Source organism: Sinorhizobium sp. 8-89 (assembly GCF_030124325.1).
In the GTDB taxonomy this organism is placed as follows: domain Bacteria; phylum Pseudomonadota; class Alphaproteobacteria; order Rhizobiales; family Rhizobiaceae; genus Sinorhizobium.
This window is the reverse complement of sequence record NZ_JASKLR010000034.1, coordinates 20,655-44,295: the sequence shown is the minus strand read 5'-3', so window position 1 is coordinate 44,295 and position 23,641 is coordinate 20,655. Positions and strand designations below refer to the sequence as shown.

Annotated in this window: 21 protein-coding genes and 3 pseudogenes; 14 read left to right on the top strand and 10 right to left on the bottom strand. The window is 60.8% G+C overall.

Annotated elements, in window-relative coordinates; all coding sequences use genetic code 11:
* Nucleotides 1–135 precede the first annotated feature (135 nt).
* Nucleotides 136–1,209 carry an alcohol dehydrogenase family protein gene (locus QN219_RS30765; RefSeq protein WP_284004226.1) on the top strand — a complete coding sequence of 358 codons (1,074 nt, stop codon included), beginning with the start codon at nucleotides 136–138 and terminating at the stop codon, nucleotides 1,207–1,209.
* 114 nt (nucleotides 1,210–1,323) lie between these two features.
* Here the strand turns inward: QN219_RS30765 and QN219_RS30760 are convergent.
* A pseudogene (locus QN219_RS30760) lies at nucleotides 1,324–1,582 on the bottom strand (IMP dehydrogenase); the annotation flags it as partial.
* A 64-nt stretch (nucleotides 1,583–1,646) separates the two neighbouring features.
* Here QN219_RS30760 and QN219_RS30755 point away from each other — a divergent pair.
* The 4 genes and pseudogenes from QN219_RS30755 to QN219_RS30740 all read left to right on the top strand — a co-directional run bounded on the left by QN219_RS30755 (nucleotide 1,647) and on the right by QN219_RS30740 (nucleotide 4,549).
* Nucleotides 1,647–2,417 carry an ABC transporter ATP-binding protein gene (locus QN219_RS30755; protein WP_284004225.1) on the top strand — a complete coding sequence of 257 codons (771 nt, stop codon included), beginning with the start codon at nucleotides 1,647–1,649 and terminating at the stop codon, nucleotides 2,415–2,417.
* A pseudogene (locus QN219_RS30750) lies at nucleotides 2,414–3,398 on the top strand (ABC transporter ATP-binding protein). The gene QN219_RS30755 and the pseudogene QN219_RS30750 overlap by 4 nt, the downstream one beginning before the upstream one ends.
* Nucleotides 3,399–3,678: 280 nt before the next feature.
* Nucleotides 3,679–4,155, top strand: coding sequence for a 2'-5' RNA ligase family protein (locus QN219_RS30745; protein WP_284004224.1), 477 nt, complete (start codon nucleotides 3,679–3,681; stop codon nucleotides 4,153–4,155).
* Nucleotides 4,156–4,345: 190 nt separating this feature from the next.
* Nucleotides 4,346–4,549, top strand: coding sequence for a cold-shock protein (locus QN219_RS30740; protein WP_284004223.1), 204 nt, complete (start codon nucleotides 4,346–4,348; stop codon nucleotides 4,547–4,549).
* A 194-nt stretch (nucleotides 4,550–4,743) separates the two neighbouring features.
* On the opposite strand, the gene QN219_RS30735 is transcribed toward QN219_RS30740, so the two are convergent.
* The 3 genes from QN219_RS30735 to QN219_RS30725 are packed head-to-tail and all read right to left on the bottom strand — an operon-like array spanning nucleotide 4,744 to nucleotide 7,528.
* Entirely contained in the window at nucleotides 4,744–5,883 is a 1,140-nt protein-coding gene (locus QN219_RS30735) for a mandelate racemase/muconate lactonizing enzyme family protein (RefSeq protein WP_284004222.1), read from the bottom strand.
* Nucleotides 5,884–5,896: 13 nt separating this feature from the next.
* Nucleotides 5,897–6,817, bottom strand: coding sequence for a dihydrodipicolinate synthase family protein (locus QN219_RS30730; RefSeq protein WP_284004221.1), 921 nt, complete (start codon nucleotides 6,815–6,817; stop codon nucleotides 5,897–5,899).
* On the bottom strand, nucleotides 6,818–7,528 hold the full coding sequence (locus QN219_RS30725; protein WP_284004220.1) for a GntR family transcriptional regulator: 711 nt from the start codon (nucleotides 7,526–7,528) through the stop codon (nucleotides 6,818–6,820).
* A gap of 123 nt (nucleotides 7,529–7,651) precedes the next feature.
* Here QN219_RS30725 and QN219_RS30720 point away from each other — a divergent pair, with 123 nt between their 5' ends.
* The 5 genes from QN219_RS30720 to QN219_RS30700 are packed head-to-tail and all read left to right on the top strand — an operon-like array spanning nucleotide 7,652 to nucleotide 12,865.
* A complete protein-coding gene (locus tag QN219_RS30720) occupies nucleotides 7,652–9,247 on the top strand; it encodes an ABC transporter substrate-binding protein (protein WP_284004219.1) in 1,596 nt (531 codons plus the stop codon).
* A 25-nt stretch (nucleotides 9,248–9,272) separates the two neighbouring features.
* Entirely contained in the window at nucleotides 9,273–10,334 is a 1,062-nt protein-coding gene (locus QN219_RS30715) for an ABC transporter permease (protein WP_405052293.1), read from the top strand.
* Nucleotides 10,335–10,339: 5 nt separating this feature from the next.
* The gene (locus tag QN219_RS30710) at nucleotides 10,340–11,254 is read left to right on the top strand and encodes an ABC transporter permease (protein ID WP_284004218.1); all 915 of its coding nucleotides are present in this window, start codon (nucleotides 10,340–10,342) and stop codon (nucleotides 11,252–11,254) included.
* A complete protein-coding gene (locus QN219_RS30705; RefSeq protein ID WP_284004217.1) occupies nucleotides 11,247–12,098 on the top strand; it encodes an ABC transporter ATP-binding protein in 852 nt (283 codons plus the stop codon). Before QN219_RS30710 ends, QN219_RS30705 begins: the two co-directional genes overlap by 8 nt.
* A 5-nt stretch (nucleotides 12,099–12,103) precedes the next feature.
* Nucleotides 12,104–12,865, top strand: a complete 762-nt coding sequence (locus QN219_RS30700; protein WP_284004229.1) for an ABC transporter ATP-binding protein — start codon at nucleotides 12,104–12,106, stop codon at nucleotides 12,863–12,865.
* Between the two features lie 328 nt (nucleotides 12,866–13,193).
* Here QN219_RS30700 and QN219_RS30695 read toward each other — a convergent pair whose 3' ends face one another.
* The 4 genes from QN219_RS30695 to QN219_RS30680 form a co-directional block, all read right to left on the bottom strand.
* On the bottom strand, nucleotides 13,194–14,255 hold the full coding sequence (locus QN219_RS30695) for an alpha/beta fold hydrolase (protein ID WP_284004216.1): 1,062 nt from the start codon (nucleotides 14,253–14,255) through the stop codon (nucleotides 13,194–13,196).
* 192 nt (nucleotides 14,256–14,447) lie between these two features.
* Entirely contained in the window at nucleotides 14,448–15,536 is a 1,089-nt protein-coding gene (locus QN219_RS30690) for an AraC family transcriptional regulator (RefSeq protein WP_284004215.1), read from the bottom strand.
* A 321-nt stretch (nucleotides 15,537–15,857) separates the two neighbouring features.
* Nucleotides 15,858–16,967, bottom strand: coding sequence for a sulfite oxidase (locus QN219_RS30685; RefSeq protein WP_284004214.1), 1,110 nt, complete (start codon nucleotides 16,965–16,967; stop codon nucleotides 15,858–15,860).
* Nucleotides 16,968–17,301: 334 nt separating this feature from the next.
* Nucleotides 17,302–18,198, bottom strand: coding sequence for a LysR family transcriptional regulator (locus tag QN219_RS30680; protein WP_284004213.1), 897 nt, complete (start codon nucleotides 18,196–18,198; stop codon nucleotides 17,302–17,304).
* 136 nt (nucleotides 18,199–18,334) lie between these two features.
* Between QN219_RS30680 and QN219_RS30675 the strand changes: the two genes are divergently transcribed.
* A complete protein-coding gene (locus QN219_RS30675) occupies nucleotides 18,335–19,327 on the top strand; it encodes an MBL fold metallo-hydrolase (protein WP_284004212.1) in 993 nt (330 codons plus the stop codon).
* Between the two features lie 33 nt (nucleotides 19,328–19,360).
* On the top strand, nucleotides 19,361–19,795 hold the full coding sequence (locus tag QN219_RS30670) for a pyridoxamine 5'-phosphate oxidase family protein (RefSeq protein WP_284004211.1): 435 nt from the start codon (nucleotides 19,361–19,363) through the stop codon (nucleotides 19,793–19,795).
* 371 nt (nucleotides 19,796–20,166) lie between these two features.
* On the opposite strand, the gene QN219_RS30665 is transcribed toward QN219_RS30670, so the two are convergent.
* The gene (locus QN219_RS30665) at nucleotides 20,167–20,514 is read right to left on the bottom strand and encodes a hypothetical protein (RefSeq protein ID WP_284004210.1); all 348 of its coding nucleotides are present in this window, start codon (nucleotides 20,512–20,514) and stop codon (nucleotides 20,167–20,169) included.
* Nucleotides 20,515–20,726: 212 nt separating this feature from the next.
* Between QN219_RS30665 and QN219_RS30660 the strand changes: the two genes are divergently transcribed.
* Complete coding sequence (locus tag QN219_RS30660) at nucleotides 20,727–21,398, top strand: Crp/Fnr family transcriptional regulator (protein WP_284004209.1); 672 nt, start codon at nucleotides 20,727–20,729, stop codon at nucleotides 21,396–21,398.
* A 127-nt stretch (nucleotides 21,399–21,525) separates the two neighbouring features.
* Here the strand turns inward: QN219_RS30660 and QN219_RS30655 are convergent, their stop codons facing one another.
* Nucleotides 21,526–22,023: a c-type cytochrome gene (locus QN219_RS30655; RefSeq protein WP_284004208.1), complete on the bottom strand. Its 498-nt coding sequence runs from the start codon at nucleotides 22,021–22,023 to the stop codon at nucleotides 21,526–21,528.
* An 849-nt stretch (nucleotides 22,024–22,872) separates the two neighbouring features.
* Here QN219_RS30655 and QN219_RS30650 point away from each other — a divergent pair.
* A pseudogene (locus QN219_RS30650) lies at nucleotides 22,873–23,548 on the top strand (DNA polymerase thumb domain-containing protein); the annotation flags it as partial.
* Nucleotides 23,549–23,641 lie beyond the last annotated feature (93 nt).

The following is a 23,641-nucleotide window of genomic DNA, read 5'->3' as shown; positions in this document are numbered from 1 at the left end:
CGGCCGCGCGATGCCGCAGGGCGACATCCTCGGCTTTGCGCCGCCACTCTGCCTGACGCGCGAGGAGGCCGATATCGTCGTCAAGGCGGCAGTCGGCGCCATCCAGTCCGTGCTCGGCCGTTGAGGGGAATACGGATGATGCATTCGGTTCCGAAGACCATGGCAGCCGTACAACTCACCGGGCATGGCGATTTGGACAAGCTCGTCTACAGCCGGGACGTCCCCGTCCCGGCACCGGCCCCGGGCGAGGTGCTGATCAAGGTCACCGCCTGCGGCATGAACAACACCGATGTCTGGGTGCGCGAAGGTGCCTACGGCACCGAGGACGATCCCTCCGCCGTCTCGACCTGGCGGCGCCACGGCAACACGCTGACGTTCCCGCGCATCCAGGGCACGGACACGGTCGGCCACGTCGTCGCCGTCGGCGACGGCGTCGATGAGGCGCGCATCGGCGAGCGCGTCATGGTCGACTTCTCGATCTACAATCGCGACGACGATAGCCTCGCCGACATCGATTACATGGGCCACGGCCGCGACGGCGGCTACGCCGAATATATGGCGCTTCCGGCCGAAAACGCCCATGTGGTCGCGACCGACCTGACCGACGTCGAGCTTGCGACCTTCTGCTGCGCCTATCTGACCGGCGAACGCATGCTCGAAAGAGCGAGGCTCGCGGCCGGCGAGCGGGTCCTAGTGACCGGCGCTTCCGGAGGCGTCGGCTCGGCGATCATCCAGCTCGCCCGCGCCCGCGGCGCCATTCCGATCGCCGTCGCCGGCCCCGGCAAGGAAGCCGCGATTCGCGAGATCGGCGCCGAAGCCGTGGTCACCCGCGGCGAGGGCGACCTTGCCGAGGCCGTGCACGCAGCAAGCGGCGGCCAGCCGATCGACGTCGTCGCCGACCTCGTCGGCGGCCCGCTCTTCAACGATCTTCTGAAGATCCTGCGCCCGGAAGGCCGCTATACCACCGCGGGCGCCATCGCCGGCCCGGTCGTTAAGCTCGATCTCAGGACGATGTATCTGAAGCAATTGGAACTGCACGGATCGAGCCAGGGCAGCCGCGCCGATTTCCGGCGTCTGGTGCGCTATATCGAAGAGAAGAAGATTCGCCCGCTCGTCGGGGGGACCTATCCTCTGTCGGAATTTCATCGAGCGCAGACAGATTTCATGGCGAAGAACTTCGTCGGCAAACTCGTCGTCGTTCCGAACTGACCGTGCGACGGGCGGTCGCTCATAGGACCGGATTGCCGGCTGACCGCCCCTCCCCGCCTGCCGGATCTGAGACATGCTGGGCCGCCGGCGTTCCCGCGGCCCATGCGGCCAGCTTCAAACCCGCAACAGCGTCTTGATCGGGCGACGCCCGTCCATGGCCCGATCGCCGTCGGCAACCTCGGTCAGCGCCACTTCAAGGTCGAATACCTTTCCGGGGTTGATCTCACGGTTCAGTACCAAATCCATCAGGTATGGCAGGTATCTTCTCACCGGAGCAGGTCCGCCCCAGCAGGCTTTCCTGGGCGAGGAACAGGTTCTGTCCGTCGAACTGCACGCCATGCGGGACGCCGAGAAAGCCAATGTGGCCCCTAGGCGGGCGCAATTGATGGCTTGCAGTGCGCACGTGCAGGTGATCGCATACGGCACGCGGCTCAATCATGTCTCACCTGCAGATGGTCAAATCAACTCGTCTGCGGCCGTGCTCCCGGCGCGATCTTTGCGGCGACCGCGTCGCCCTGATCTTTCAGGATGCGCTGGCTGCCCTCAACCCCGTCTACCCGATCGGCTGGCAGATCGCCGAGATGTTTCGCATCCATGGGCTCCAGCCCGATGGCGGCGTCGACAGGGCCGTGATCGATCTCCTGACCGCCGTCGGCATTCCCGATCCTGCGCGCCGTGCCAAGCAATATCCGCACGAATTTTCCGGCGGCATGCGCCAGCGGATCATGATCGCCATGGCGGTGGCGTTGGAGCCGGATGTCATCATCGCTGACGAGCCGACGACCGCACTCGACGTTACCATCCAGGCGCAGATCATTGACCTCCTCGACCGTGTGCGCAAGCGGAGCGACGCCGGCATGATCTTCATCACCCACGATCTCGGCGTCGTCGCCGAACTCGCGGACCGTGTCGGCGTCATGTATGCCGGCCGGATTGTCGAGACGGCGAATGTGTTCGAACTGTTCGAGGATGCCCGTCATCCCTACAGCGTCGGACTGCTGGCATCGCAGCCGCGCATGGACAGCGAAGATGCGGAATTGGTAGCCATCGCCGGCTCCGCGCCCAATCCAGTCGCCCTCCCCTCCGGCTGTGCGTTCCGTACGCGATGTTCGCGTGCGCGAGAGCTTTGCGCGCAGATAGTGCCGCCCCTTGAAATCATGGGTCCAGGTCGCCAAGCCGCCTGCCATTTTCCGGTACTGCCAGCATGAACGAACCCTTTCTCAAGGTCGAAAACCTGTCCCGTCACTTCGGCACAGTCGCGGCGCCGATCCGCGCGGTCGAGAACGTCAGCTTCGAAATCGCCCGAGGTGAAACCTTGGGTCTCGTGGGTGAAAGCGGCTGCTGGGAAGACATCGCTGGTCCGCACCCTGCTGAAGCTTGGCCCGGCTACCAGCGGCCGGGCACTGCTCGATGGCGCCGACCTCACCCAGGCAAGCGGCAAGGAGCTTCACGCACTGCGTCGCAAGATGCAAGTTGTCTTCCAGGATCCCTATCAGTCGCTCAATCCTCGAATGCGGGTGGATCGCTTGATCTCGGAGCCCTGGGCGCTGCACCCAGGCACGGTGCCAAAGGAGCGCTGGCGCGAAGAAACGGTCGCACTACTCGAAGCCGCTGGCCTGAGGGGCGAGCATGCCGAGCGCTATCCCTCGGAATTCTCCGGTGGCCAGCGACAGCGCCTCGGTATCGCCCGGGCGCTAACCTTGAACCCCTCGCTGCTCGTCTGCGACGAGCCCGTCTCCGCCCTCGATGTTTCGGTCCAGGCGCAGGTTGTCAATCTCTTGGCCAAACTGCGGCGCGAACGCAATCTAGCCATGCTGTTCGTTGCCCATGATCTTGCCGTGGTGCGACATGTCTCGGACCGCGCGATGGTTATGTATCTCGGCAAGATCATCGAAACCGGACCGAAGGAGCAGATCTTCTCGGCTCCAGCCCACCCCTACACTCAAGCGCTACTCTCAGCCGTGCCGACGCCCGACCCAAGGCTGCGCGGTCAACGCAAACGCATCGTTCTGCAGGGCGATCTGCCCAGCCCTGCTGATCCGCCGAGCGGCTGCCGCTTCCGGACTCGTTGCTGGAGGGCAACATCAATTTGCGCGGAACAGGAACCCGAGTTAACGGCGAGGACCGGTGCTCCCGGCCTACTGACCGCCTGTCACCACGCCAACCGGGTCTCCTCATCAGCTTTGTAAAGGCGCTTGGCATAAAGCGATGTCATCCACAGGTCTACTCGAAGCCAAGCTCAGCCCATGTCGAGCGGCGTTATGACCGTTACCGGTCATACAGCAACGACAACACCTTTCAGCCCTGTTACGGGCAACGGTAAGAATGCGTCTCTCCTACTACTGAGCCGGCGTAGCCGAAATTCTCGCGCTGCGCCCAGTGCTGTGTAACGTAAGGCGTCGGTCCTCTCGGGGATGGACGCGCTGATCATTTTGAACCACGTACATCTCTACTGGTTTCGTCGAGGTCGTGAAGGATAGATGGTTTGAAGACGATCCGGCCGCTGATACTGACTGCGAAAATTTTCGGATAACGATCTGGAACCACATCGATCGCTTGCGGCGGGCACACTTTCCACCGCCTCGAAATTTCCTCCGAGCTCATCTGACGATGTTTCACCGCCTGCCCGGCGAGTACATGGAGCAGATCCTCAAACATCTTACAGAAGTCGCTGCCGCAAATCGTGGCATTACGGCCCAGGTCCCCGGTCTGCGTCACCTCGGTGCCGGCGTTGCCTTCACAATCGCAAGCCCGCAGGTCGAACGCGTCCACATTGAATTGAGAGTGACTTTCGTTTCGTGGCCGGGCGGACAAGACCTGCGGAAGTGGCAGCCTCACATCACGATCCAAAACATGGTGTCGAGATCGGCAGCAGATGCGTTGCACAGCACCCTTCGAATGGGGCTTCGATCTCATCCCGTCGAGATCGTTGGGTTGGATCTGTAGCGATATCTTAACGGTCCCCGGCGCCATGCAGGATCCGCGATGTTTGGAAATCGCCTGTGATCATACTTTACCTGGTTCCTGAGCTTCGTGCGCAGGATGAACGGTATTCTGCGGCATTGCCGTTTGCTGTTGTCCGCTGCACTCGCTATGCTTCCGGCGGCAATTGGCCGTAATCACCAGGGGGGACTCCGTGGCATCAGGTACCGTAAAGTTTTTCAATCAGGACAAAGGCTTCGGCTTCATCACACCAGATAACGGCGGCGCTGATGTGTTCGTGCACGTCTCTGCCGTCGGACATGGCGGCTCGCTGCGTGAGGGTCAGAAAGTCACGTATGAACTTGGCCAGGATCGCAAGACAGGCAAATCGAAGGCCGAAAACGTCACCCCTGCCTGACGTCGGCCAGGGATAACTCACGTTTCATTCGGGCACAGCTGCGCCGATTGGGTCGGTGAAGCTGCGCACTTGACCAGCACACCGCGCCGGTCCGGACTGACGGCGCGGTTCAGTTGCGACAGCGGGCCTGGCCGATCAAGCCTTGAGATGGACGCCGCGCAGCGGTCTGAGCTCGAGTTCCGGTTCGGCAGATCTCAGGGATAAGCCGTCGCACCATCCGGCTTGCTGGTAACCTTGCGTTCCCAGTGGATATAATCGTCCTTTTCGAGAACCTTCTCATCGATCTCGATACCCCAGCCTGGACGGTTGGGGCGTATTTCCATGTGGCCGTCCACGGGGATATAGGGATCGAGCGCCCAGGGTGCATGCACATGCGGCTTGAATTCCAGGATCTTGAAATTCGGTTGCGCGACACAGAAATGCACGTTGACCGCAGTGGCAAGCGGCCCCATCGGGTTGTGGGGCGCAACCGTCACGTAATGCGCTTCGGCAATGGCTGCGATGCGGCGCATTTCGGTTACACCACCCACCACGCAGATATCCGGCTGAATAATGTCGGCGCCCCGCGCCGACAACAGCGACAAGAACTCGAAGCGATTGTAGAGGGATTCGCCCGTCGCCAATGGTACCGTGACCTTCGCCTTCAGTTCGGCCCAGGCCGGGATATGCTCCGGCCGTATCGGCTCCTCATAGAAGTAAGGGTCATGGGAGGCGATAGCCGATGCAAGCTGCACAGCTTGATAAGGCTCGAAGATCTTCGCATGGGCGTCGAAGGCGAACTCGAAGTTTGATGGGGTTAGTTCGCGGATACGGCCGAACCAGTCACCGGTCTCCTTGACGAGCTCACCCCAACGGCTGGCATGAAGGTCGCGACGATAGGGGCTGAGCTTGAAGGCGGTATAGCCATATTCCTCGTGAAGCCGAAGCGTCTGGTCTCGCGCATGTTCGGCGTCCGGCGCGGTATAGACCCCGCAATAGACGCGCACGCGATCGCGCACATTGCCGCCCAGCAGCATATAGACAGGCAACCCGGCCGCCTTTCCGGCGATATCCCAAAGTGCATGGTCAATGGCCGAAATGGCGGCAAGACCGAGTGCTCCCGGCGGAAACCGGCATTGCTGGTTAAGCTTCAGAACCAAGAACTCCACCCGCCGCGGGTCCTCGCCTTCGATCTGGTGGAAGAGATAGTCGAGCAGCGGCGGCAGTGCCCAATCAGGACCGTGGTTGTAGCATTCGCCCCAACCGCTGATGCCTTCGCTAGTCTCGATTTTGAGCAGCAGGCGCGGCCGGTCGTCCACGCGCTGCATGTAGGTCTTGATACCGGTAATATGCACGTTCAATTCTCCGTCAAGCGGCGCGGGTTTCGGACGTGACGCGATCGACGACGGTGCGTAGGATGGCGCGCTCGCCTTCGTTCAACGCCACGACGCCCGGAACACGCACCGGGCCAACTTCATTCCCAAGCATGGCCAGCGCTTCCTTGACCACGGTGACGTTCGCGCCGTTATTGTATTTCGTGCGCAGGGATTCGAACTCAGCGATGCCATCGATGAGCCGGCGCGCAGCGGCATAGTTGCCTTCGTCAAGCGCGCGAAGAATGGCATGCGAGCGCTCGGGAAAGACATTGACGAGGCCGGAGGTAAAGCCGCGGGCGCCAAGGGCGTAGAAGGCCGGAGCCCAGCCTTCGGCGAGGCCGCAGACCCAGATCGCAGGGGCATCCCGGGTGGAACGGATGACCTCGGCCAGCAGCATCAGGTTGGAGGACGCGAACTTGATGCCTGCGATATTAGGATGCAGCGCAAGCGCGCGGAAATCGGCAACCGACAAACCGTCGCTGCGCACATAGGCAATCACGGGCACCGTGCAGAAATCGGCCAGCTCGAGGAAATAGCGGGCCTGGTAGGACGGTCCGGCAAAGGGATCCATCGGATGATGTCCCATGATCGCGTCGGCGCCTTCGGCAATCGCATCGCTTGCGAGCGACTTGGCGTCGGCCAGAGAACGTCCCACGGCAGCGCTGACAAGCGACTCTCCGGCAGCAGCCTTGATCGTCGTCGCATGCACCAGACGGATTTCATCCAGCGTCAGCGTGAAGAACTCGCCGGTATTGCCTGCGGCCATGAGGTTGTGGACGCGTGCAGCAGCGAGCCCCTTGATTAGCGCGTCGAGCTTTTCGACATCCACAGTGCCATCGGCGCGATAGGGGGTGACGGGTACACCGGAAATGCCGCCAAGTGCCCTTCTGACGATCTCGAGTTTTCCACTCACTTATTTGCCCTCTTTGCTTCCGAAAACGATTGAAAGATATGTCTCGCCGGAGCGCACCACGTGGTCGCGCATCTGCTTCTCAGCGCCTTCGACATCCCCCGCGACGATCGCCGTCGCTATAGCGGTATGCTCCCGCAGTGCCTTTTCGCGTTCGGCAGGATCCGAATGAATGATGCGCCGGATGCTGGCGTCGTAAAATTGCTGGCGTTCGATCAGGCGGGCTAGATATTGACAGCGCGAAGCCTTGTGAATCTGGTCGTGAAAGGTCTCGTTGAGCGTGATCAGCTCGTCCGCGTTTCCGGACGATGTCGCCGCCTCCATCAGCTTCACGGTCGCCTTCAAGGCCTCTGCGGCCTCGGCCGATATGCGTTTTGCAGCCAGATGGCCGATCATCGACTCCAGTGCCGCGCGGGCAAGGATCATCTCCTCGGCCCAATTCATGTTGAAACGGATTATCACGCCGCGTCGCGGCAGCGCTTCGACGAGCCCTTCCGCCTCCAACTGGCGCAGGGCCTCCTTGACCGGGGTCGTACTGACCCCAAACTGCTCCGCCAGCTGGCGTTCGTTGACCTTTTCGTCAGCCGCAAACCGCCCGGCAATGATCGCTCCACGCAGAATCCGGTGAACGTGGTCACGCATCGTCAGCTGAAACTGGGGATCGATCCGCTCGATAGCCCCGACACCACCCGACTGACTTGGTTGATGAGCCATGGCTTTAAAATCCTATTGACGTTCAAATCGACTTGTGAGATCTGATATACCAGATTTCAGATCGTTGTCGATATGAAAATTGGCAGCTCGAGGTTGAGGAGCCTCAACAGGAGGAAACAAAAAATGCTTAGACGTCATTTCATTTTGCTGGCCAGCGCCGTTGCCATTGCAACCGGCATCCCGCTTGGCGCAAACGCCAAGACACCGACCGACCAGTTGGTGATTGCCACCAATATGTCTTCGATGCGCGGCCTTGACCCACATGAGCTGAACCAGCTCGAAGCAGCCGAAGTCGTTGCCAATCTCTATGAACGACTGATCGTGCTTTCGGCAGACGAGATCACCCAGCCAAAGCCGGGCCTTGCTGAAAGCTGGACAGTCTCGGAAGACGGCAAGACCTTCACCTTCAAGATCCGCTCGGATGTCACCTTCCATTCGGGCAACCCGCTGACGGCCAAAGACGTCGAGTGGTCGCTGCGGCGTCTGGTCAAGCTCGGCCTGGCGCCATCCACGGACTTGCGCCAATGGGGCTTTTCCGCTGAAACCGTCGATAGCCTCATCCGCGCCAGTGACGATCAAACAGTCGTGATTGAAACACCTGAGGTCTGGAATGCCGACCTCATCCTTCTCTCACTGGCAAGCTTCTCCACCTCAATCCTCGACAGCGTTTTCCTTGCAGACAAGGAAAAGAATGGCGACATGGGACGCGAATATCTGCAGACGGCAGATGCGGGCTCCGGCCCCTACTCGCTTAAGACCTGGCGCTCCAACGAACTGCTGATCGCTGAAGCGTATTCGGACTACTGGCAGGGTGAACCCGCGATGCGCCGCGTGATCCTTCGCCATTTCCCGGAATCCTCCGCACAGCGCCTGCAGATCGAGGCGGGCGACATGGACGTCGCGACCCGTTTGTCCTCGACGGACCTTGCAGCGCTCGAGGCCGGCGGCAAGGTTGAAATCCAGAAAACGCCGGGCTTTGGCTTTTACTACCTGGCCCTCGACCAGAAGGACGAGATCCTTTCCAATCCGAAGGTCCGCGAAGCATTCCGCTATCTCATCGACTATGACGGCCTCAGCAACACCGTCATGAAGTATTACGGCATCAAGCAGCAGAGCATTATTCCCGCCGGCCTGCCGGGCGCCATTAGCGACAATTCCTACAAGCTGGACATCGCCAAGGCCAAGCAGCTGCTGACCGAAGCCGGCTATCCCGATGGCTTCTCCAAGGTCTACTTTGCAACGCCGGTCACGCCGGAATTCGAAGTTGCGCAGTCAATTCAGGCCAATGCCGCCAAAGCCGGCATCAAGCTCGATCTGCAGGGCGGCGACCACATCGGCAAGTTCCGCGAGCGCGACTTCGAGATCTTCTCGGCCCGCTCGGGCGAACGTCTGCCGGACCCTCATGCGGTTCTCGCCTCCTATGCGACCAACAAAGACAACAGCGACGAGGCCAAGCTGACTGGACTGCTTGCCTGGCGGTCGGCATGGGATGTGCCGAAGGAGATTCAGGACATGGTGACGGCCGCCGCCCACGAAACCGACAAGGCAAAGCGTACCGAGCTGTACGCCCAGATCAACAAGGCATACCTCGCTGCCTCCCCCGCCCTCGTCACCTCGTTCCAGCGAACGGACGCCAAGGCGGTCCGCAAGGAGGTCAAGGGATATGTCGGTCATTCCACCTGGCTGACCCGCTGGGATACCGTGACCAAGGGCGAGTGATCGCCGCAAGCCAAGGACAAGCAACTTGACCTCCTCCCAAGCGACTGCCGCACGCAGCCCAGACAGCAGCAAACTGCTGTCTGGGTTGAGAAAGGTAGCCACTTCCCTCGCAGTTATTCTGACGACCCTGCTCGGCCTGCTGGTGATCACCTTCGTAATCGGGCGCCTCGTTCCTGCCGACCCCGTCATTGCGGCGATCGGCGACCAGGCCGACCAGGCGACCTACGAACGGGTCCACAAGGAGATGGGGCTGGACCGACCGCTTTATGTTCAGTTCGGCGCATATTTGAGTGACGTCGTGCATCTGGAATTCGGCCAGTCTCACATCACCAAGAACCCGGTCGCCAGCGACCTTGCCCGCGTCTTTCCGGCAACCATCGAACTTGCGACGCTTGCGACACTGATCGGTGCTGGTCTGGGTGTCCCGCTTGGGGTCATTTCTGCTGTACGCAAGGGAACGTGGGTCGACCATCTTGGCCGCATTGTCGGTCTGCTTGGTTATTCGACACCGATCTTTTGGCTCGGCACCATCGTCATTCTCGTCTTCTATGCAAAATTTGGACTGATCCCCGGAGGCGGGCGCATCGATATCTATAACGAGGGCCTTGTCGAGGGACCGAGCGGATCGATCCTTTTGGACTCCATTCTCGCCCGCGAATGGGAAGTGTTCTGGAGTGCCCTTCACCATGTGGTCGCGCCGGCGCTGATCCTCGGCTATGCGGCCATGGCCTATCTCAGCCGCATGAGCCGAAGCTTCATGCTGGAACAGCTCCGCCAGGAATATGTCCTGACTGCGCGCGCCAAGGGGCTAAGCCAGCGTTCAGTCGTCTGGCGCCACGCCTTCCGCAACATTCGCGTCCAGCTTCTTACCGTTGTTGCGCTCGCCTATTGCGGCCTGCTCGATGGCACGGTGCTCATCGAGACGGTATTCGCCTGGCCGGGCCTGGGTCAGTACCTGACATCCGCATTGTTCTTCGCCGACATGAACGCCGTTCTCGGCAGCGTGCTGCTGATCGGTATCATTTCCATCGCGATCAATCTCCTCTCGGACATTGTCTATCGCTTCATCGACCCGAGGACACGGTGAACGTCATGACCAAGCCTGGCTCCTTTGCCACCCTGCACAACTGGCTGATCAACGAGGATTTCACCTCAACGCGCCAAGCCAGACTGCACACCTTCTATGTCGCCTGGCTCAACCTCCTGGCCAATCCACTGGCGTTCTGCGGCTTTCTCGTAGTGCTCGGCCTGATCGCCGTGGCGGCCCTTGCTCCGATGATCGCCACCCACGATTCCTATGCCCAGGATCTGGCGTTCGCCCTTCAGCCAATCTCGGCCCAGCACTGGTTCGGAACGGATGAATTCGGTCGTGACGTCTTCTCGCGCCTGGTCTATGGCTCACGCACCACGCTTTACATCAGCATCCTGGTGACCGTCGTCGTCGCTCCGATCGGCTTCGTCATCGGCGCCACTGCCGGTTATCTCGGCGGCTGGGTCGATATCGTGCTGATGCGGATAACCGATATCTTCCTGTCCTTCCCCAGCCTTGTTCTGGCCCTTGCCTTCTCCGCCAGCCTCGGCCCGGGCATCGAAAACGCCGTCATTGCCATTGCGCTGACTGTCTGGCCGCCGATCGCCCGCCTTGCACGCGCCGAAACCCTGACCTTTCGCAATGCCGACTTCGTCGTTGCCGCCGAACTGCAGGGCGCCGGCATGGGCCGCATCTTGCTGCGCCACATCGTGCCGCTTTGCGCCCCGTCGATCATCGTTCGCCTGACGCTCAACATGTCGAGCATTATCTTGACGGCAGCGGGCCTCGGCTTTCTCGGCCTCGGCGCTCAGCCGCCGATGGCGGAATGGGGCGCCATGGCAGCCTCCGGCCGCCAGTACCTGCTGGACGCCTGGTGGCTGACGACAATCCCCGGCATTGCGATCTTGACCGTCAGTCTTGCCTTCAACCTGCTGGGCGATGGCCTGCGCGACATCCTGGATCCCCGAAATGGCTAGTTCCTCTAATCTCATCCTCTCTGTGAGGAACATGTCGGTGGAGTTTCCGACCCTGTCGGGATCGGTGATGGCCGTGCGCAACGTCTCGTTCGACGTCGGGCGCGAAAAGATCGGCATCATCGGCGAATCCGGTTCGGGCAAGAGCACGACCGGCCGCGCCATCATGGGGCTACAGCCTCCCAAGGCGAACGTGCTCGCCGATCGCATGATGTTCGAGGACGTCGATCTCCTCGAGGCCACAGAGAAGGAGATGCTCGGCATTCGCGGCAAGCGCATCTCGATGATCCTGCAGGACCCTAAATATTCGCTCAATCCGGTGATTACGATCGGCGACCAGATCGCCGAGACCGTCATCCTGCATGAACGCAAGTCCCGCAGGCAAGCGCGCGAACGCGCGCTTGCCATGCTGGAGCGCGTCCGCATCCGCGACCCGCAACGCGTCTATAATCTCTATCCGCACGAGGTTTCGGGCGGCATGGGCCAGCGTATCATGATCTCGATGATGCTGATCGCCTCTCCGTCGTTGATCATCGCCGACGAGCCGACTTCTGCGCTAGACGTGACGGTGCGCCAGCAGGTGTTGTCGATCCTCGACGAACTCGTCGTCGAGCGGAACATCGGCCTGATCTTCATCTCCCACGATCTCAATCTCGTCCGCAGCTTCTGCGACCGGGTCCTCATCATGTATGCCGGCCGCATCGTGGAGACGATCGCCGCGAAGGACCTGCACAACGCCACACATCCCTATACCCGCGGCCTGCTCGATGCGCTGCCGAGCCTCGACCACCCGCGCGACCGGCTAGAAGTGCTGCGTCGCGATCCGGCCTGGCTGGAGAACAACTGATGTCCATGATCAATGTCGAACGTCTGGCCGTATCCTACGGCAAGGGCCAGCAACAGGTCCGCATCGTCAACGACGTATCCTTTGCGGTCGAAAAGGGCGAAGCATTTGGTCTCGTGGGCGAAAGCGGCTGCGGAAAGTCCACCATCCTGGGCGCCCTTGCCGGCCGCAACCAGCAGTGGACCGGCCGCATCGAAATCGACGGCGAGCAAATCGGGCAGAAGCGCTCGCACGGACAGCTAGCCAAGCAGCAGATGGTCTTCCAGGATCCTTTCGGCTCGATCCATCCCCGCCACACGATAGGCCGGACTTTGCTCGAGCCACTGGAAATCCATGACAAGGACCGGCGCCAGAAGCGGGTGGAAAAGGCCCTGACCGATGTCGGCCTCCCGCTGAATTTCCGCTACCGCTATCCGCATCAGCTTTCGGGGGGCCAGCGCCAGCGCGTAGCGATCGCTCGCGCACTTATCCTCGAGCCGCGCATTCTTCTGCTCGACGAGCCGACCTCCGCGCTCGATGTGTCCATCCAGGCCGAGATCCTCAACCTGCTCAAGGATCTTCGCGAGCGCGAAGGCCTGACCTATATACTTGTCAGCCATGACCTCGCTGTCGTTGCCCATCTTTGCGACCGGGTCGCCGTTATGCAGGAAGGCGGTTTCGTTGAAGTTGCGACGAAGCAGCAATTGCTCGACGGGACCGTCACACATCCCTATACGCGGGTGCTGATGGACGGCAGCCGGGGTTATGTCACATCAAGCAGGAACGCATAGGCCAACGTAGATAAAGATTGATTGCCTCTGGCGCTGGGCTGGAAGATGGTGAGGCCGGTAGCCACTCGGGTTCCCGCCGATACATTATGCGATCTTTTTGGCCCAGAACGTAAACATCCTCGCAACAAGCCGTGCACAGGGCCTGAGGAAGAACGGCTCTCCCCGAACCAATGGGGTCGTTGATTCTCAATGCGTGAACGGCACGTTCGAACTCGAATGCGGACAAAGGCCTTGACGTACCACCGACAGAGCCAGGCAGGTCAATGGTTCCATCGGGTGGAGTGGCGAACCCGAAGTAAACAGGCCTCCACGGGTTGGCACCGGGAGCCTACGGGCTCGGCTTCAGCGCTCGGCCGAAAGCAGCAATGACCATGTCGATCAGTTGCGTGTGAATTTCGTTGCGTGAGCGTCCTCCACCATCCGAGCAGATCGGATCACCTACCTTTTTGGATTCAGCGATCTCGGCCGCGCTGGGCCTGCACTCGGCAAACATGCTGTAGTGGCTCGCATCTTCGATCGTGGAATAGATGGAGTTCGGGATCGCTTTTGCAATTTTGTCAGCCTGCGCGGTGAAGGGGATTTTTCCCGGTTGACCCAGATTCACGAGATCGACTGGAATTGCAATTCGGGAAAAGCTGTTAAAGTCGAAGACATCGACGGGTGCAGGATCGATCGCCATGACAAATCCAATGCGCGAATCTTCATTGTCGCGACCGGCCGATGCTAAATCCATGGCGTGAAGATCAACGCGGCTTTGCCTGACCCACTCGCAAAGTGAAGCGTTGAGCGCGTCCGTGTCGCAATAGCCCGCCAAACGGTCTGGGTCGATGCGAGCACCCGCTAACGCCAACGCCGTACTGCCGCCCATGGACAGGCCGAGCGCGCCTACCTCGTCGGGCTCGAGGTGCTCTTTGAAAAAGGAGTCTTTGCTCATCGCATTCAGGGTTTCGGTGAGGTCCGCCGGCCTCAACCATAGCTTCATCGTTTCTGCCGCGGATCGGCTTGCCCCTGTATTTCCGGGATGGGTAGGCGCCGCCACAACGTATCCCTGCTTTGCTAATGGCGTTGCGATCCAGCTCATGGCTTGTGGGCTTCCTGCCAGACCGGCCCCATGGGAAAGTAATATCAGAGGATATTTTCCGTGTGAGATCGGGGCATCCATCATGGCGGGCGTCCCCTCAAAGAAGATGCTCTCGCCGAGGGCGACGGACTTGCCCCCTGAACTCGCTGGGTACCAGACGGTGACGGCGAGATCAGCTTTCCGCTCTTTGGAGGGCGCTGCAATCTGACGCACACCGACACTGTCGCTGGCGACCGCTGCCCGTTGCAGTAGCAACGTCGAAGAAGCGATCGTGCAAAGCAGGCCCGCGATTTTCACCGAGAATTTCATTTTTTCCTCTTGTGCCCTTCATCCTGACTACGCGGTCAAATCGTTCATGCATCTGGCTGATGCTTGGACAGCCGCGACGTTCAGAAAGAATGGCCGGAATCCGATGCCGGTGCGCCCTCGAACGCGATCTCGGACGTCCGAGATCGTGTTCGAGGTCGTTTCCCACAATAACCTTTGCCCCGAGGGGAAGGTCTACCGGGAGGCGGGTGCCGCAGGCCGCGCCTCAGGTGCAGCCGGTGTTTGACGGCCCACGCGGCGATAGGCGCTCGGGGTCATGCCTGTGACGCGCAGGAACTCGCGGTTGAAGTTGGACTTCGTGCCAAAACCCGATTCCAGCATGACGACGGTCATCGGATCGCGTGTCTCGACCAGCCGCCCCTTCGCATCGCTTACCCGGTACTCGTTCACGATCTGAGAGACGTTGCGGCGGTGAATTCGGTTCATGGCGCCGGAAATCTGGCGCGCAGGAATGCCGGCGCGCCGGGCCAAGCGTTCCAATGTCAGGTCCGGATCCCGATAGAGATGCTGCTCCCTCATCAGGGCGTCAATTCGGCGTATTATGGCCGCGTCCTCTTCGGCGCTTGGTGAAGAAGGGGCAGGCGCCGGTTCGGGGATAGCGAATGGGGGACGCTCCTCTGTGGTCTTGAATTCCGTGCCGGGACGCGTGTCATCCGCCACCGTTGCAGCGTAGCCGGCGACCGCCAGCCACAGAACACTTGCAGCGGCCAACATCATCCGAGCCTGCTGCCCGTCGCCCAAAAGGAGGTCCAGCGATATCGTTGCGTCGATAAAGGCCGTCATAACAAGCAGCACCGCGACTGCGACGAGCGCCTTATGCGCGGTCCACTCATCGCTGATACGCACGGCGGCAAGTGTTCCCGACCCCTGCCGCGCAATCCGCAGGAGCGCAAAACCGTATCCAAGGCAGATTGCAAAAAGGACGATATCGATGGGCGCGCGCCAGAGAGCGACGAGACATGCAACGAGGCTCGCCGGAATCAGGTGCGGCCACAGATGGGTGGGTTTTGGTCCGTTATTGGGGCGAAGCTGATCGAAGGCCGCGAAAGAGACTGCGGGCAGGACGGCCGCGACGACCGGCTGGATAAAGCGGGCCGGATACCAACCGACGTTCCAGTTCAGTCCCGACAAAACGGCCTGAACGGCGAGAGTGGCGACGAGCAGCGGAAACAGGCCGAGTTGTCCCTCGCCCCGTCGGACCATCCGCACGAGGATAAGGCCGAGAATAAGGGAGACGACGAACGGTAGCGGTATCCAAGGCATAGACAACCACTACCACGTAAGGGTTTTGCAGTCGCACAAATGCTTCATCTTAGATTCGCTTTTGCAACGTCGCAGAATAGAAAAGTTTTCGGCCGCTGCGATGACCGGTGTTGGAGCCGCAAAGCGGCGATTCGTGCGTTCGCACCGAACTTCCGCTCCCCACCCAAACCTGCCGTCTGGCAATCTCAGTGTGAGCGACCGCTCTGCGCCCTCATAATGGTCATCGAGCCACCCGTCGCTGTTGCTGCAAAGCGGACATGACGCAGTGACAACGCGGGTCGCAGTTGCGCGAAAAGCCGCCATTCCGCCCCATGCGGGTGATTAGATCACGAATTCCTCCTCGTACGTCTGTGGCTCGGGAACGACCGTAACCTCCACCGGAACGATCCAATTGGCCGCGTAGCTCTCGCAGTCGGAACGCTGGACGTCGGGCTGCACGCACCCCGCCCCATCGATCGCGCGACATCGTAGTATATATCGCCCCACTTCTTCCGGGGTCCACATGTACTCCCACAAGCGCCATGCAAAGGGACGTTCTGTTTCGAGGAGCCTTCCCTCGCGCCAGCCCCTGCCATCTCCGGTGCAGATCTGCACCTGCCGGATAACAGCCTCTCCGCTCCAGGCGGCTCCGAAAATCCGGTACGGTTGGCCGGCGATGAGATGCGCCCCCTGTACGGGACGCGCGATCTGCGCTTTGACCTCCATCTCCGCAAGGGGGACCAGCCTGGGTTCCCCGAGGCTGCGCTCCCAACGGAAATAGTCGCGCGCCTGCCAATAGCCAAGGAACGGTTGCTCCACAACCGTGATATGCGTGATCCACTTGACCCAAGCCATGCCGAACCAGCCACCCACGACCGCGCGTAGCGGGTAGCCGTGATCGCGCGTCAACGGCTCCTCGTTCATCGAATAGGCAAGGATCGTGCTGTCTGCGATGGCCTTCTCAAGCGGTAAACTGCGCGCAAAAGCGATGGGGCCGGGAGAAGCCGTTTTCTTGTTCGTGTCGACGACGCCGCTGTCGGCGCCTGCGAGCAGAACCTCACGTGCGGTTCGCTTAACGCCCGCCATTTCCAAAATCTCGCGCAGAAGAACACCTGTCCACGCGGCATTGCCGACGGCTCCGTTCTGCCACTGCAACCCCTCCTTCGGCGGCACATAGTAGACGCGCCCGTTCCCTGCACACTCGACGACGGCGGTGAAAGTCGTGCTCCGCATCGCCTTGATGCTGTCGAGGTCAAGTTCGATCGGCCGCTCTACCGCCCCGCCAACGTGCAATCTCCAGTCTCGCGCATCGAGGTCCGGCGACGCGAAATGGTTTCGCACGAAGAACAGCTCGGTTGGGATCAGCCAATCGGAGAGCGACGCAAACGGAAACTCGATATTCTGTGGGGATTTCTGTCGAACTATTAGACTGGGTTGCTGTGGTGTCGGCATCGTCCTCGTCTCCCCTTTCAAGAGTACAACGTCGGCTCTCGGTCGCGCGAATTCCGGTTCGATCACACCGCCCCTCGCAGTGCGTCTGTCGCGTTCCGCCCTTCGGTTGCATTCTAGCACATACCGCACGTTTCTCGGATCGACCTCGAACGGCAGCAAAGGGGCCGAGGGCGGTCTTGACCGCTTTGCGCCCCGCATTTCAGTCCTAGAGAACGCTTTGGCTCTTTCTGGAAAGCCGCCATGTTAGGTGCTTAGGGAAGGCGAGCTACCTTGCAGCATTCGCACCGGTGCGCCTGACCGCCATCAACGGAGGCGCGCCTGGATAGCGGGGACGCTAGTAAGCCATCTGTGCGCGTAGGCTTGGGACGATCCAGTCGAGGAAGCACCGCACCTTCAGCGGCAGGGGATCGGCTGGTCCATGGACAACGTTCACAGGTAGCGGTTCCGGTGCAAGGTCCGTCAGCAATTCGTGCAGAGCACCGGAGCGCAACTGATCGGAGATCTGGTAAGACAGCACGCGGATAATGCCGATACCGGCTATTGCAGCCTGAATGGCAGCCTCCGTCGTATTGACCGCGAATTTGGGGCGCGGCTCGATGGTAAAGGCCGCGCCGTCCCGGCGGTAGCGCCATTCCGGCGCGGTCGCAAAGCCCTGAAAGCTTATGCCGTCATGCTGGCTGAGGTCTTCCGGCTGCTGCGGAACGCCTCGGCGGGCAAGATAGTCGGGGCTCGCGCATATCAACCGTCGGACGGCGCCGACGCGCGTTGCGATAAGCGCGCTGTCCGCCAAGTGTCCGATCCGCAGCGCCACATCGACGTGCTCATCTGCCAGACTTAGCTGCCGATCGGCGAGGGTCAGGCGCAGGTTGATATCGGGTTGCTCCTTCAGGAACTCCAGAGCTATTGGCAGCAGATGGCGCTCGCCGAAGGCAATCGGTGCGGTCACGTGCAGCCCGCCACGCAGCGCGCCATAGTCGCCGCTGGCCTGTCGCTCTGCCGCGTCCAGTTCCTCCAGAATACGACGTGACGCGGCGACGAAGCTGCGCCCCTCATCCGTCAAGGTGAGGCCGCGGCGGGTGCGCAGGACCAGGCGCACGCCAAGGTGCTTTTCAAGATCCGCGACCTTGCGGCTGACCGTGGCGAGCGGTGCATGCAATCGCCGCGCTCCAGCCGAGAGGCTGCCGGCGTCGACCACCGTTAGCAGCACCGACATCGCTTCAAACCGATCCATCGAATCCTTCCGGAAATTGAGAGGAAAGTTCCCGAAATGGCAGGATACCCTGTTGGTTGTGGATATCATAGCTTTCATGTCGCCCAGGGGACGCCGGCCGGCTCCCCGTATTTCCCATGATCCGGAGGAAGAAGTCATGCCTCAACTGTCACGTCGCGCCTTTGTCAGCGCCGTTCCTCTAGGCCTCTGTGGTGGGAGCCTCCTCGGGGGAGGCCTGATCGGTGGCGCTTCCGCGCCCGCCCTTGCCGCGACGCAGGATGCCGCTAAGACGCCGGTCAGCGTTACTCCGCTAGCGCAGATCCGCATTGGCCGCTTCACGGTGACGGCCCTGACGGACGGGTATGCCGACATGCCCTACAACTATTTTCCGGGACGCGCCGCGGCCGAGGTCGAACAGGCGGCAATCGCGCAGTTCACCGCCCGGCCGAGCGGCGTGCGGTTCCTCTTCAACCAGTATCTCGTCGAGGATGGCGAGCGCCGCATCCTGATCGATGCCGGTCCCGCGGGATCGATCGGGCAGACCGGCGCACTGCCGCAGGCGCTGGGCGCGCTCGGCCTGCAGCGCGACCAGATCGACGCGGTGATCGTGACGCATATGCATCAGGACCACATGGGCGGCCTGATCGTCGGGGGCAAGAACAACTACCCCAAGGCGGAACTCTACATCGATCGTCGCGACGTCACCTATTGGACCGACCCGGCCAAGCGCAGCGGCGCGCCCGATTATCTGCAGGTCAGCTTCCATATGGCGGGGGAGGTCGTGCGCCTCTACCCGAAACTCCAGGCGATTGACCGTGAGCGTGAGATTGTGCAGGGCGTCTCAATTGTCGACCTTACCGGCCATACACCCGGCCATATCGGCGTGCGGGTAGAAGATGACGGGCAGAGCCTCATCATGGTTTCGGACATGATCTTTCCGGTCGTGCATCCCGGGGCGACCGATGTGTTCTTCCTGTTCGAGCAGGATCCTGCAGCGGCCAAAGCGATGCGCGACCGCTTTTTTCCTCGCGCCGCTTCGGAAGGCGCGCTCATCGCCGCCACGCACATGCCCTTCCCAGGGCTCGGCCGTGTCGTCGCCGACCGTGGGCAGATGCGCTGGCAGATAGCGGACTGGGCCATGCAGAACTGAGGTCCGCTCCGGCGGTCGCGAGGGAAGAACGGGATGAACACCAGATATCTCAATATCGCCACGACGGTGTCCGTCGCGGCACAGGAGCACTATGGCAGCGCGGCGCAGTGGGCGCGGATAGGCGCGGGCGGCCACGCAGACGATACTGCGCAGAGCCCGCGCCTCGGCCCGTCAGAAACGGCCTTCATCCGGGCGCGCGACGGTTTCTATCTCGCCAGTGTCTCGGAGACTGGATGGCCCTATATCCAGTACCGTGGCGGGCCTGCGGGCTTTCTCACCACCGTCGATGCATCGATGCTGGGCTTCGCGGATTTTCGCGGAAACCGGCAATACATCACTACGGGCAATGTGCGGGCGAATGACCGCGTCTCATTGTTCCTGATGGACTATGCGCACCGGCAGCCTCTGAAGATCTTTGGTCACATGCGCATCATCGATGCCGCCGACGATCCGGTGCTGGCGAAGTAGCTGACCGTGCCCGACTACCCCGCTCGCGTGGAGCGCCTCGTCCTCATCGCGATGGAACCCAGCGCCGGAGCGTGATCGCACGGCTTCTATGAAGAACGAAGACAACGATACGTAAATACAATGAGATAGCAAACAGTTTACGGCAGTCAGCCTGAGAATTCTGACCGCTCGATTCTCAAATTAAATGGCAAATCAACGGCGAAACAGCCGCATTCTCACAGTTATCTGCCAAGCGACACCAGACGATCAGCCTGCAATCTCTCAGTGCGCAAGGCGTTGTCTCGCTCTGGCGCTTAACCAGATTGCCGGCTTCGATCCGTTCCGGCGTCGACGATCAATTTCGTGCTGTGCGCGTATCACGGCGAACGGATTCACCGGCCGGCATGAACGAGTTTGGGGGTGGTATCGATCCCGTTCATGAGGAGCCTGCCGCCGGCACGCGAGATTTCGAGAGCCTTGCTGGGCTCGCCCAAACCGCCAGGAACCGAAATGGCAAGGCTTTGGCCCTCCTCGAGCGTTGCCTCGAAGCGAATAGGCGGGCCCTCCGCCACATCGGCGATCGTGGTGACCACTCGAAAACCGCTATCGGCCTCCGTGTAATAAACGACGCCATGATAAGCGCCGACATCGATGCTCCCGCCTTGCAGGGCCTTGAGTTCACCTGCGAAGGCGTTGCCTGCCGTCAAGCAAAGCGCGGCGAGAATTGTGTATCTGTACATGGAATTTCTCCTTTTCAACCGAACGGGCCCGAACAAGACCGGTGCCCGAAGGATACGAGGCGCGGCCAGGTACCGTCTGTGAGAATTCGCACAGGCGCGGCAAGGCAATTCAATAAAACGAGCGGTGTGCCCACGCGTCCCGGAGGAGCGGCAGGATTTTCTTTTACGCCAAGGCCGGAGGAAGTAGATTCGGCCGAATGGAAACGACGGCCATGACGCGTTTGCCAACTTTTCTTTCGAGGCTGGGTGATGCAGCCGTCGGTGCCTTGTCCAAACATTGGACCGTTCGCACTTACGCCCCCAACGAACTGATCGTCGCGCATCGCGAGAGCGGACGCGACGTCTTCTTCATACTGGAGGGCCACGCCCGCGTTACGCTTTTTTCCGAGAACGGCCGCGAGATCTTCTACGGCGATCGCGGCCCCGGGGACATCGTGGGGGAAGTGGCTGCGATCGACGGCAAGGCGCGATCGGCCAGTGTCGTGGCTCTTGAGGTAACGCGTGCGGCAAGATTGCCGGCGCCGGCCTTCCGTAGGCTGATTGCCGATCACCCAGAGTTTTCGTGCGCCCTCCTCGAGCACCTCGCGGCGGGCATAAGGCATATGACCGAGCGGGTCTATGAGTTCAGCACCTTGGTGGTGCGCGGGCGCCTCATCCTCGAATTGCTCCGCCGTGCGGACAAGTCGGATGAAGCCGCCAGCGCGGTGTTCATAGACCCGGCGCCCACCCATTTCGAACTGGCGGCATCAATCAGCACGCACAGGGAGGCGGTCTCTCGCGAGATGAGCGCACTAGCCAAGAAGGGGCTCATCGAGCGACGCGGACACCGGCTCCTGCTCTGCGACCCTGCGGCCCTCGAAATGCTCGCGGGAAAAGAGGAGTAACCGGCATCTCCCGTCCGCAACACCCGAGACGTCGCCTGTATTCAGCGCCGGTCAGCCGGAGCGCGTGACGAAAGTCGACCCGAAAAGGTGGCCCACATGGAAATGCCTCGATAGGAGGCACCGAGGTCTAAGGCTCCATTCTTTTCGGTCGTCCGCGGCCGAGAGCGCCGTGGGCGCGGGCCTGCAGATAGGCGTAGATGTCGTCGATGTAAGGAGCGAAATTGGGATCGGCGGCAAAGCCTTTCATAACCGAACTCCCGCCACTGTTCCGGCCGTCGCGAACGATGCGCCTGAACGTTTCGATATCGAGCGGCCGATCGACGAGCGAGGAGGCGAAGGTCGAGCCGACTCCATCTGGGCCGTGGCAATGGCTGCAGCCGCCGTGATAACGCCGTATCCGTTGTAGGTCCGGGCATCGGCCTTGCCGTCGATCACCCGATAGAACTTGTCGGCGGCCGCGGTTTCTTGCGAGGATCTCTCGGAAACGATAACGAGTCCGCAGGCGACAACCGTGAACAGAACCAGTCGCAGTGGCTGAAATGGACGCATTCTTCCATTGCCTCGAATGGCGTCTGCTGCATGTTTCCTTAATCGTAACCGATTTAAGGAAACATGCTGCATTCAAAGTGCTACAGCGACCTTCGCGCGTCTGATCACAGTACGCAACAGCCGCTCGGCTCCTTGTACAAGGTCAGGCCGCTAGTTCGGTGTGGCGCGGCTTCGCGAAGACGTCGATCGCCTGGCCCGTTTCGAGGAACGATTTGAGACTGGACAGCACGATTGGTCACCCTTTGCTGATCCCCACTGCCATTCCGCTGCCGGCTTCGAGCTCGTCATGGCTGACGGTCAGTTGGGGCCATGCCGTCAAACGGAACGAGGCTGAAAGTCACCCAGCTGCTGGCGCGGGCAGGCCATTGACGGCAAGGTGCCGTCCGGCAGGAGCGCGAGAAACGGAGGACCTGCAATGCAAGGAAGCCTGGGACCGGAGGAGGCGCGGCGCCTGCGGCTCAAAGCAACGATTCTCCAGCCGTCTGCCGGCGGAACAAAGAACAAGCGATCGTCTAGTGCCGCGCGACAATCAACGTGAGATTCAATGGCGCAAAGAGGTCACGAAACGGCGGGCCCCACTCCCGTTTACCACAGGCTCCAGCCCTCTCTTCGGCGCGATGGTGTCGCTTTCCATTTAATTGCCAGACTCTGTTTGCAATAATTTCAAACAGTTAGTCACGCACATAAATTGAGAATTCCCACTTAATTTGAGACATACGGCGGCCATTTGGCGTTTAATTTGAGAAACCAACGCCGGAGCGTGATCGCACGGCTTCTATGAAGAACGAAGACAAAGATACGTAAATACAATGAGATAGCAACAGTGTACGGCAGTCAGCCTGAGAATTCTGACCGCTCGATTCTCAAATTAAATGCCAAATCAAAGCGAAACAGCCGCATTCTCACAGTTATCTGCCAAACCACAACCGGGCTCAAAGCGTCGGCCGGGATCTCCTACAACAAGTTCCTCGCCAAGATGGCAAGCGACCTGAACAAACCCAATGGCCAAGCAGTGATCACGCCAAAGAACGGGCGGCTTTCGTCGAAGCGCTTCCCGTCAAGAAATTCCATGGTGTTGGTCCGGCGACTGCCGAGCGCATGCGGAAATATGGGATCGAGACCGGGCTCGGCCTGAAATCGAAGTCGCTCGCATTCCTGCAGCAGCATTTCGGCAAAGCCGGTTCGTATTTCTATGCATCGCCCGTGGAATTGACGAACGCCAGGTGAAGCCCAATCGGATCCGCAAGTCCGTGGGGGCGGAGGACACCTTTGTCGAAGATATTGCCGATCTCGACCTGGCGACCGCGGAGCTCAAACCCCTTGCCGAAAAGGTCTGGCGCTACTGCGAGGCGCAAGGCATCAGCGGCAAGACGGTGACGGTGAAAATCAAACACTCGGATTTCACTCAGGCGACACGCAGCCGGACCGGGTCAGTCGCGTTTGCGGGCATTCCTGAAGTCCTTGCTGCGGCGTCGGACCTCTTGGCGACTGTTTATCCATTCAAGCGGCCAGTGCGGCTGCTTGGCGTCACGCTTTCAACGCTGAAGGCCTCCGAAATCGGTAATGCAGAACCACAGTCCCAACTTGATCTTGGGCTCTGACGGGCCATCACCCCGAAATAGAAAAGCCTGCCGCGGGAGGAGGTGCGGCAGGCTTTCCTAAAAGAACCGAACAGCGACTTGGGAGGAGGAGTG

Excerpts from the sequence above, each read along its gene's own strand:
- QN219_RS30700 (WP_284004229.1), top strand. The coding sequence starts at position 12,104 with ATGATCAATGTCGAACGTCTGGCCGTATCCTACGGCAAGGGCCAGCAA.
- QN219_RS30685 (WP_284004214.1), bottom strand. The coding sequence starts at position 16,967 with ATGCCGACACCACAGCAACCCAGTCTAATAGTTCGACAGAAATCCCCA.
- QN219_RS30720 (WP_284004219.1), top strand. The coding sequence starts at position 7,652 with ATGCTTAGACGTCATTTCATTTTGCTGGCCAGCGCCGTTGCCATTGCA.
- QN219_RS30660 (WP_284004209.1), top strand. The coding sequence starts at position 20,727 with ATGACGCGTTTGCCAACTTTTCTTTCGAGGCTGGGTGATGCAGCCGTC.
- QN219_RS30665 (WP_284004210.1), bottom strand. The coding sequence starts at position 20,514 with ATGTACAGATACACAATTCTCGCCGCGCTTTGCTTGACGGCAGGCAAC.
- QN219_RS30705 (WP_284004217.1), top strand. The coding sequence starts at position 11,247 with ATGGCTAGTTCCTCTAATCTCATCCTCTCTGTGAGGAACATGTCGGTG.
- QN219_RS30695 (WP_284004216.1), bottom strand. The coding sequence starts at position 14,255 with ATGAAATTCTCGGTGAAAATCGCGGGCCTGCTTTGCACGATCGCTTCT.
- QN219_RS30710 (WP_284004218.1), top strand. The coding sequence starts at position 10,340 with ATGACCAAGCCTGGCTCCTTTGCCACCCTGCACAACTGGCTGATCAAC.
- QN219_RS30725 (WP_284004220.1), bottom strand. The coding sequence starts at position 7,528 with ATGGCTCATCAACCAAGTCAGTCGGGTGGTGTCGGGGCTATCGAGCGG.
- QN219_RS30755 (WP_284004225.1), top strand. The coding sequence starts at position 1,647 with ATGTCTCACCTGCAGATGGTCAAATCAACTCGTCTGCGGCCGTGCTCC.
- QN219_RS30675 (WP_284004212.1), top strand. The coding sequence starts at position 18,335 with ATGCCTCAACTGTCACGTCGCGCCTTTGTCAGCGCCGTTCCTCTAGGC.
- QN219_RS30690 (WP_284004215.1), bottom strand. The coding sequence starts at position 15,536 with ATGCCTTGGATACCGCTACCGTTCGTCGTCTCCCTTATTCTCGGCCTT.
- QN219_RS30680 (WP_284004213.1), bottom strand. The coding sequence starts at position 18,198 with ATGGATCGGTTTGAAGCGATGTCGGTGCTGCTAACGGTGGTCGACGCC.
- QN219_RS30670 (WP_284004211.1), top strand. The coding sequence starts at position 19,361 with ATGAACACCAGATATCTCAATATCGCCACGACGGTGTCCGTCGCGGCA.
- QN219_RS30765 (WP_284004226.1), top strand. The coding sequence starts at position 136 with ATGATGCATTCGGTTCCGAAGACCATGGCAGCCGTACAACTCACCGGG.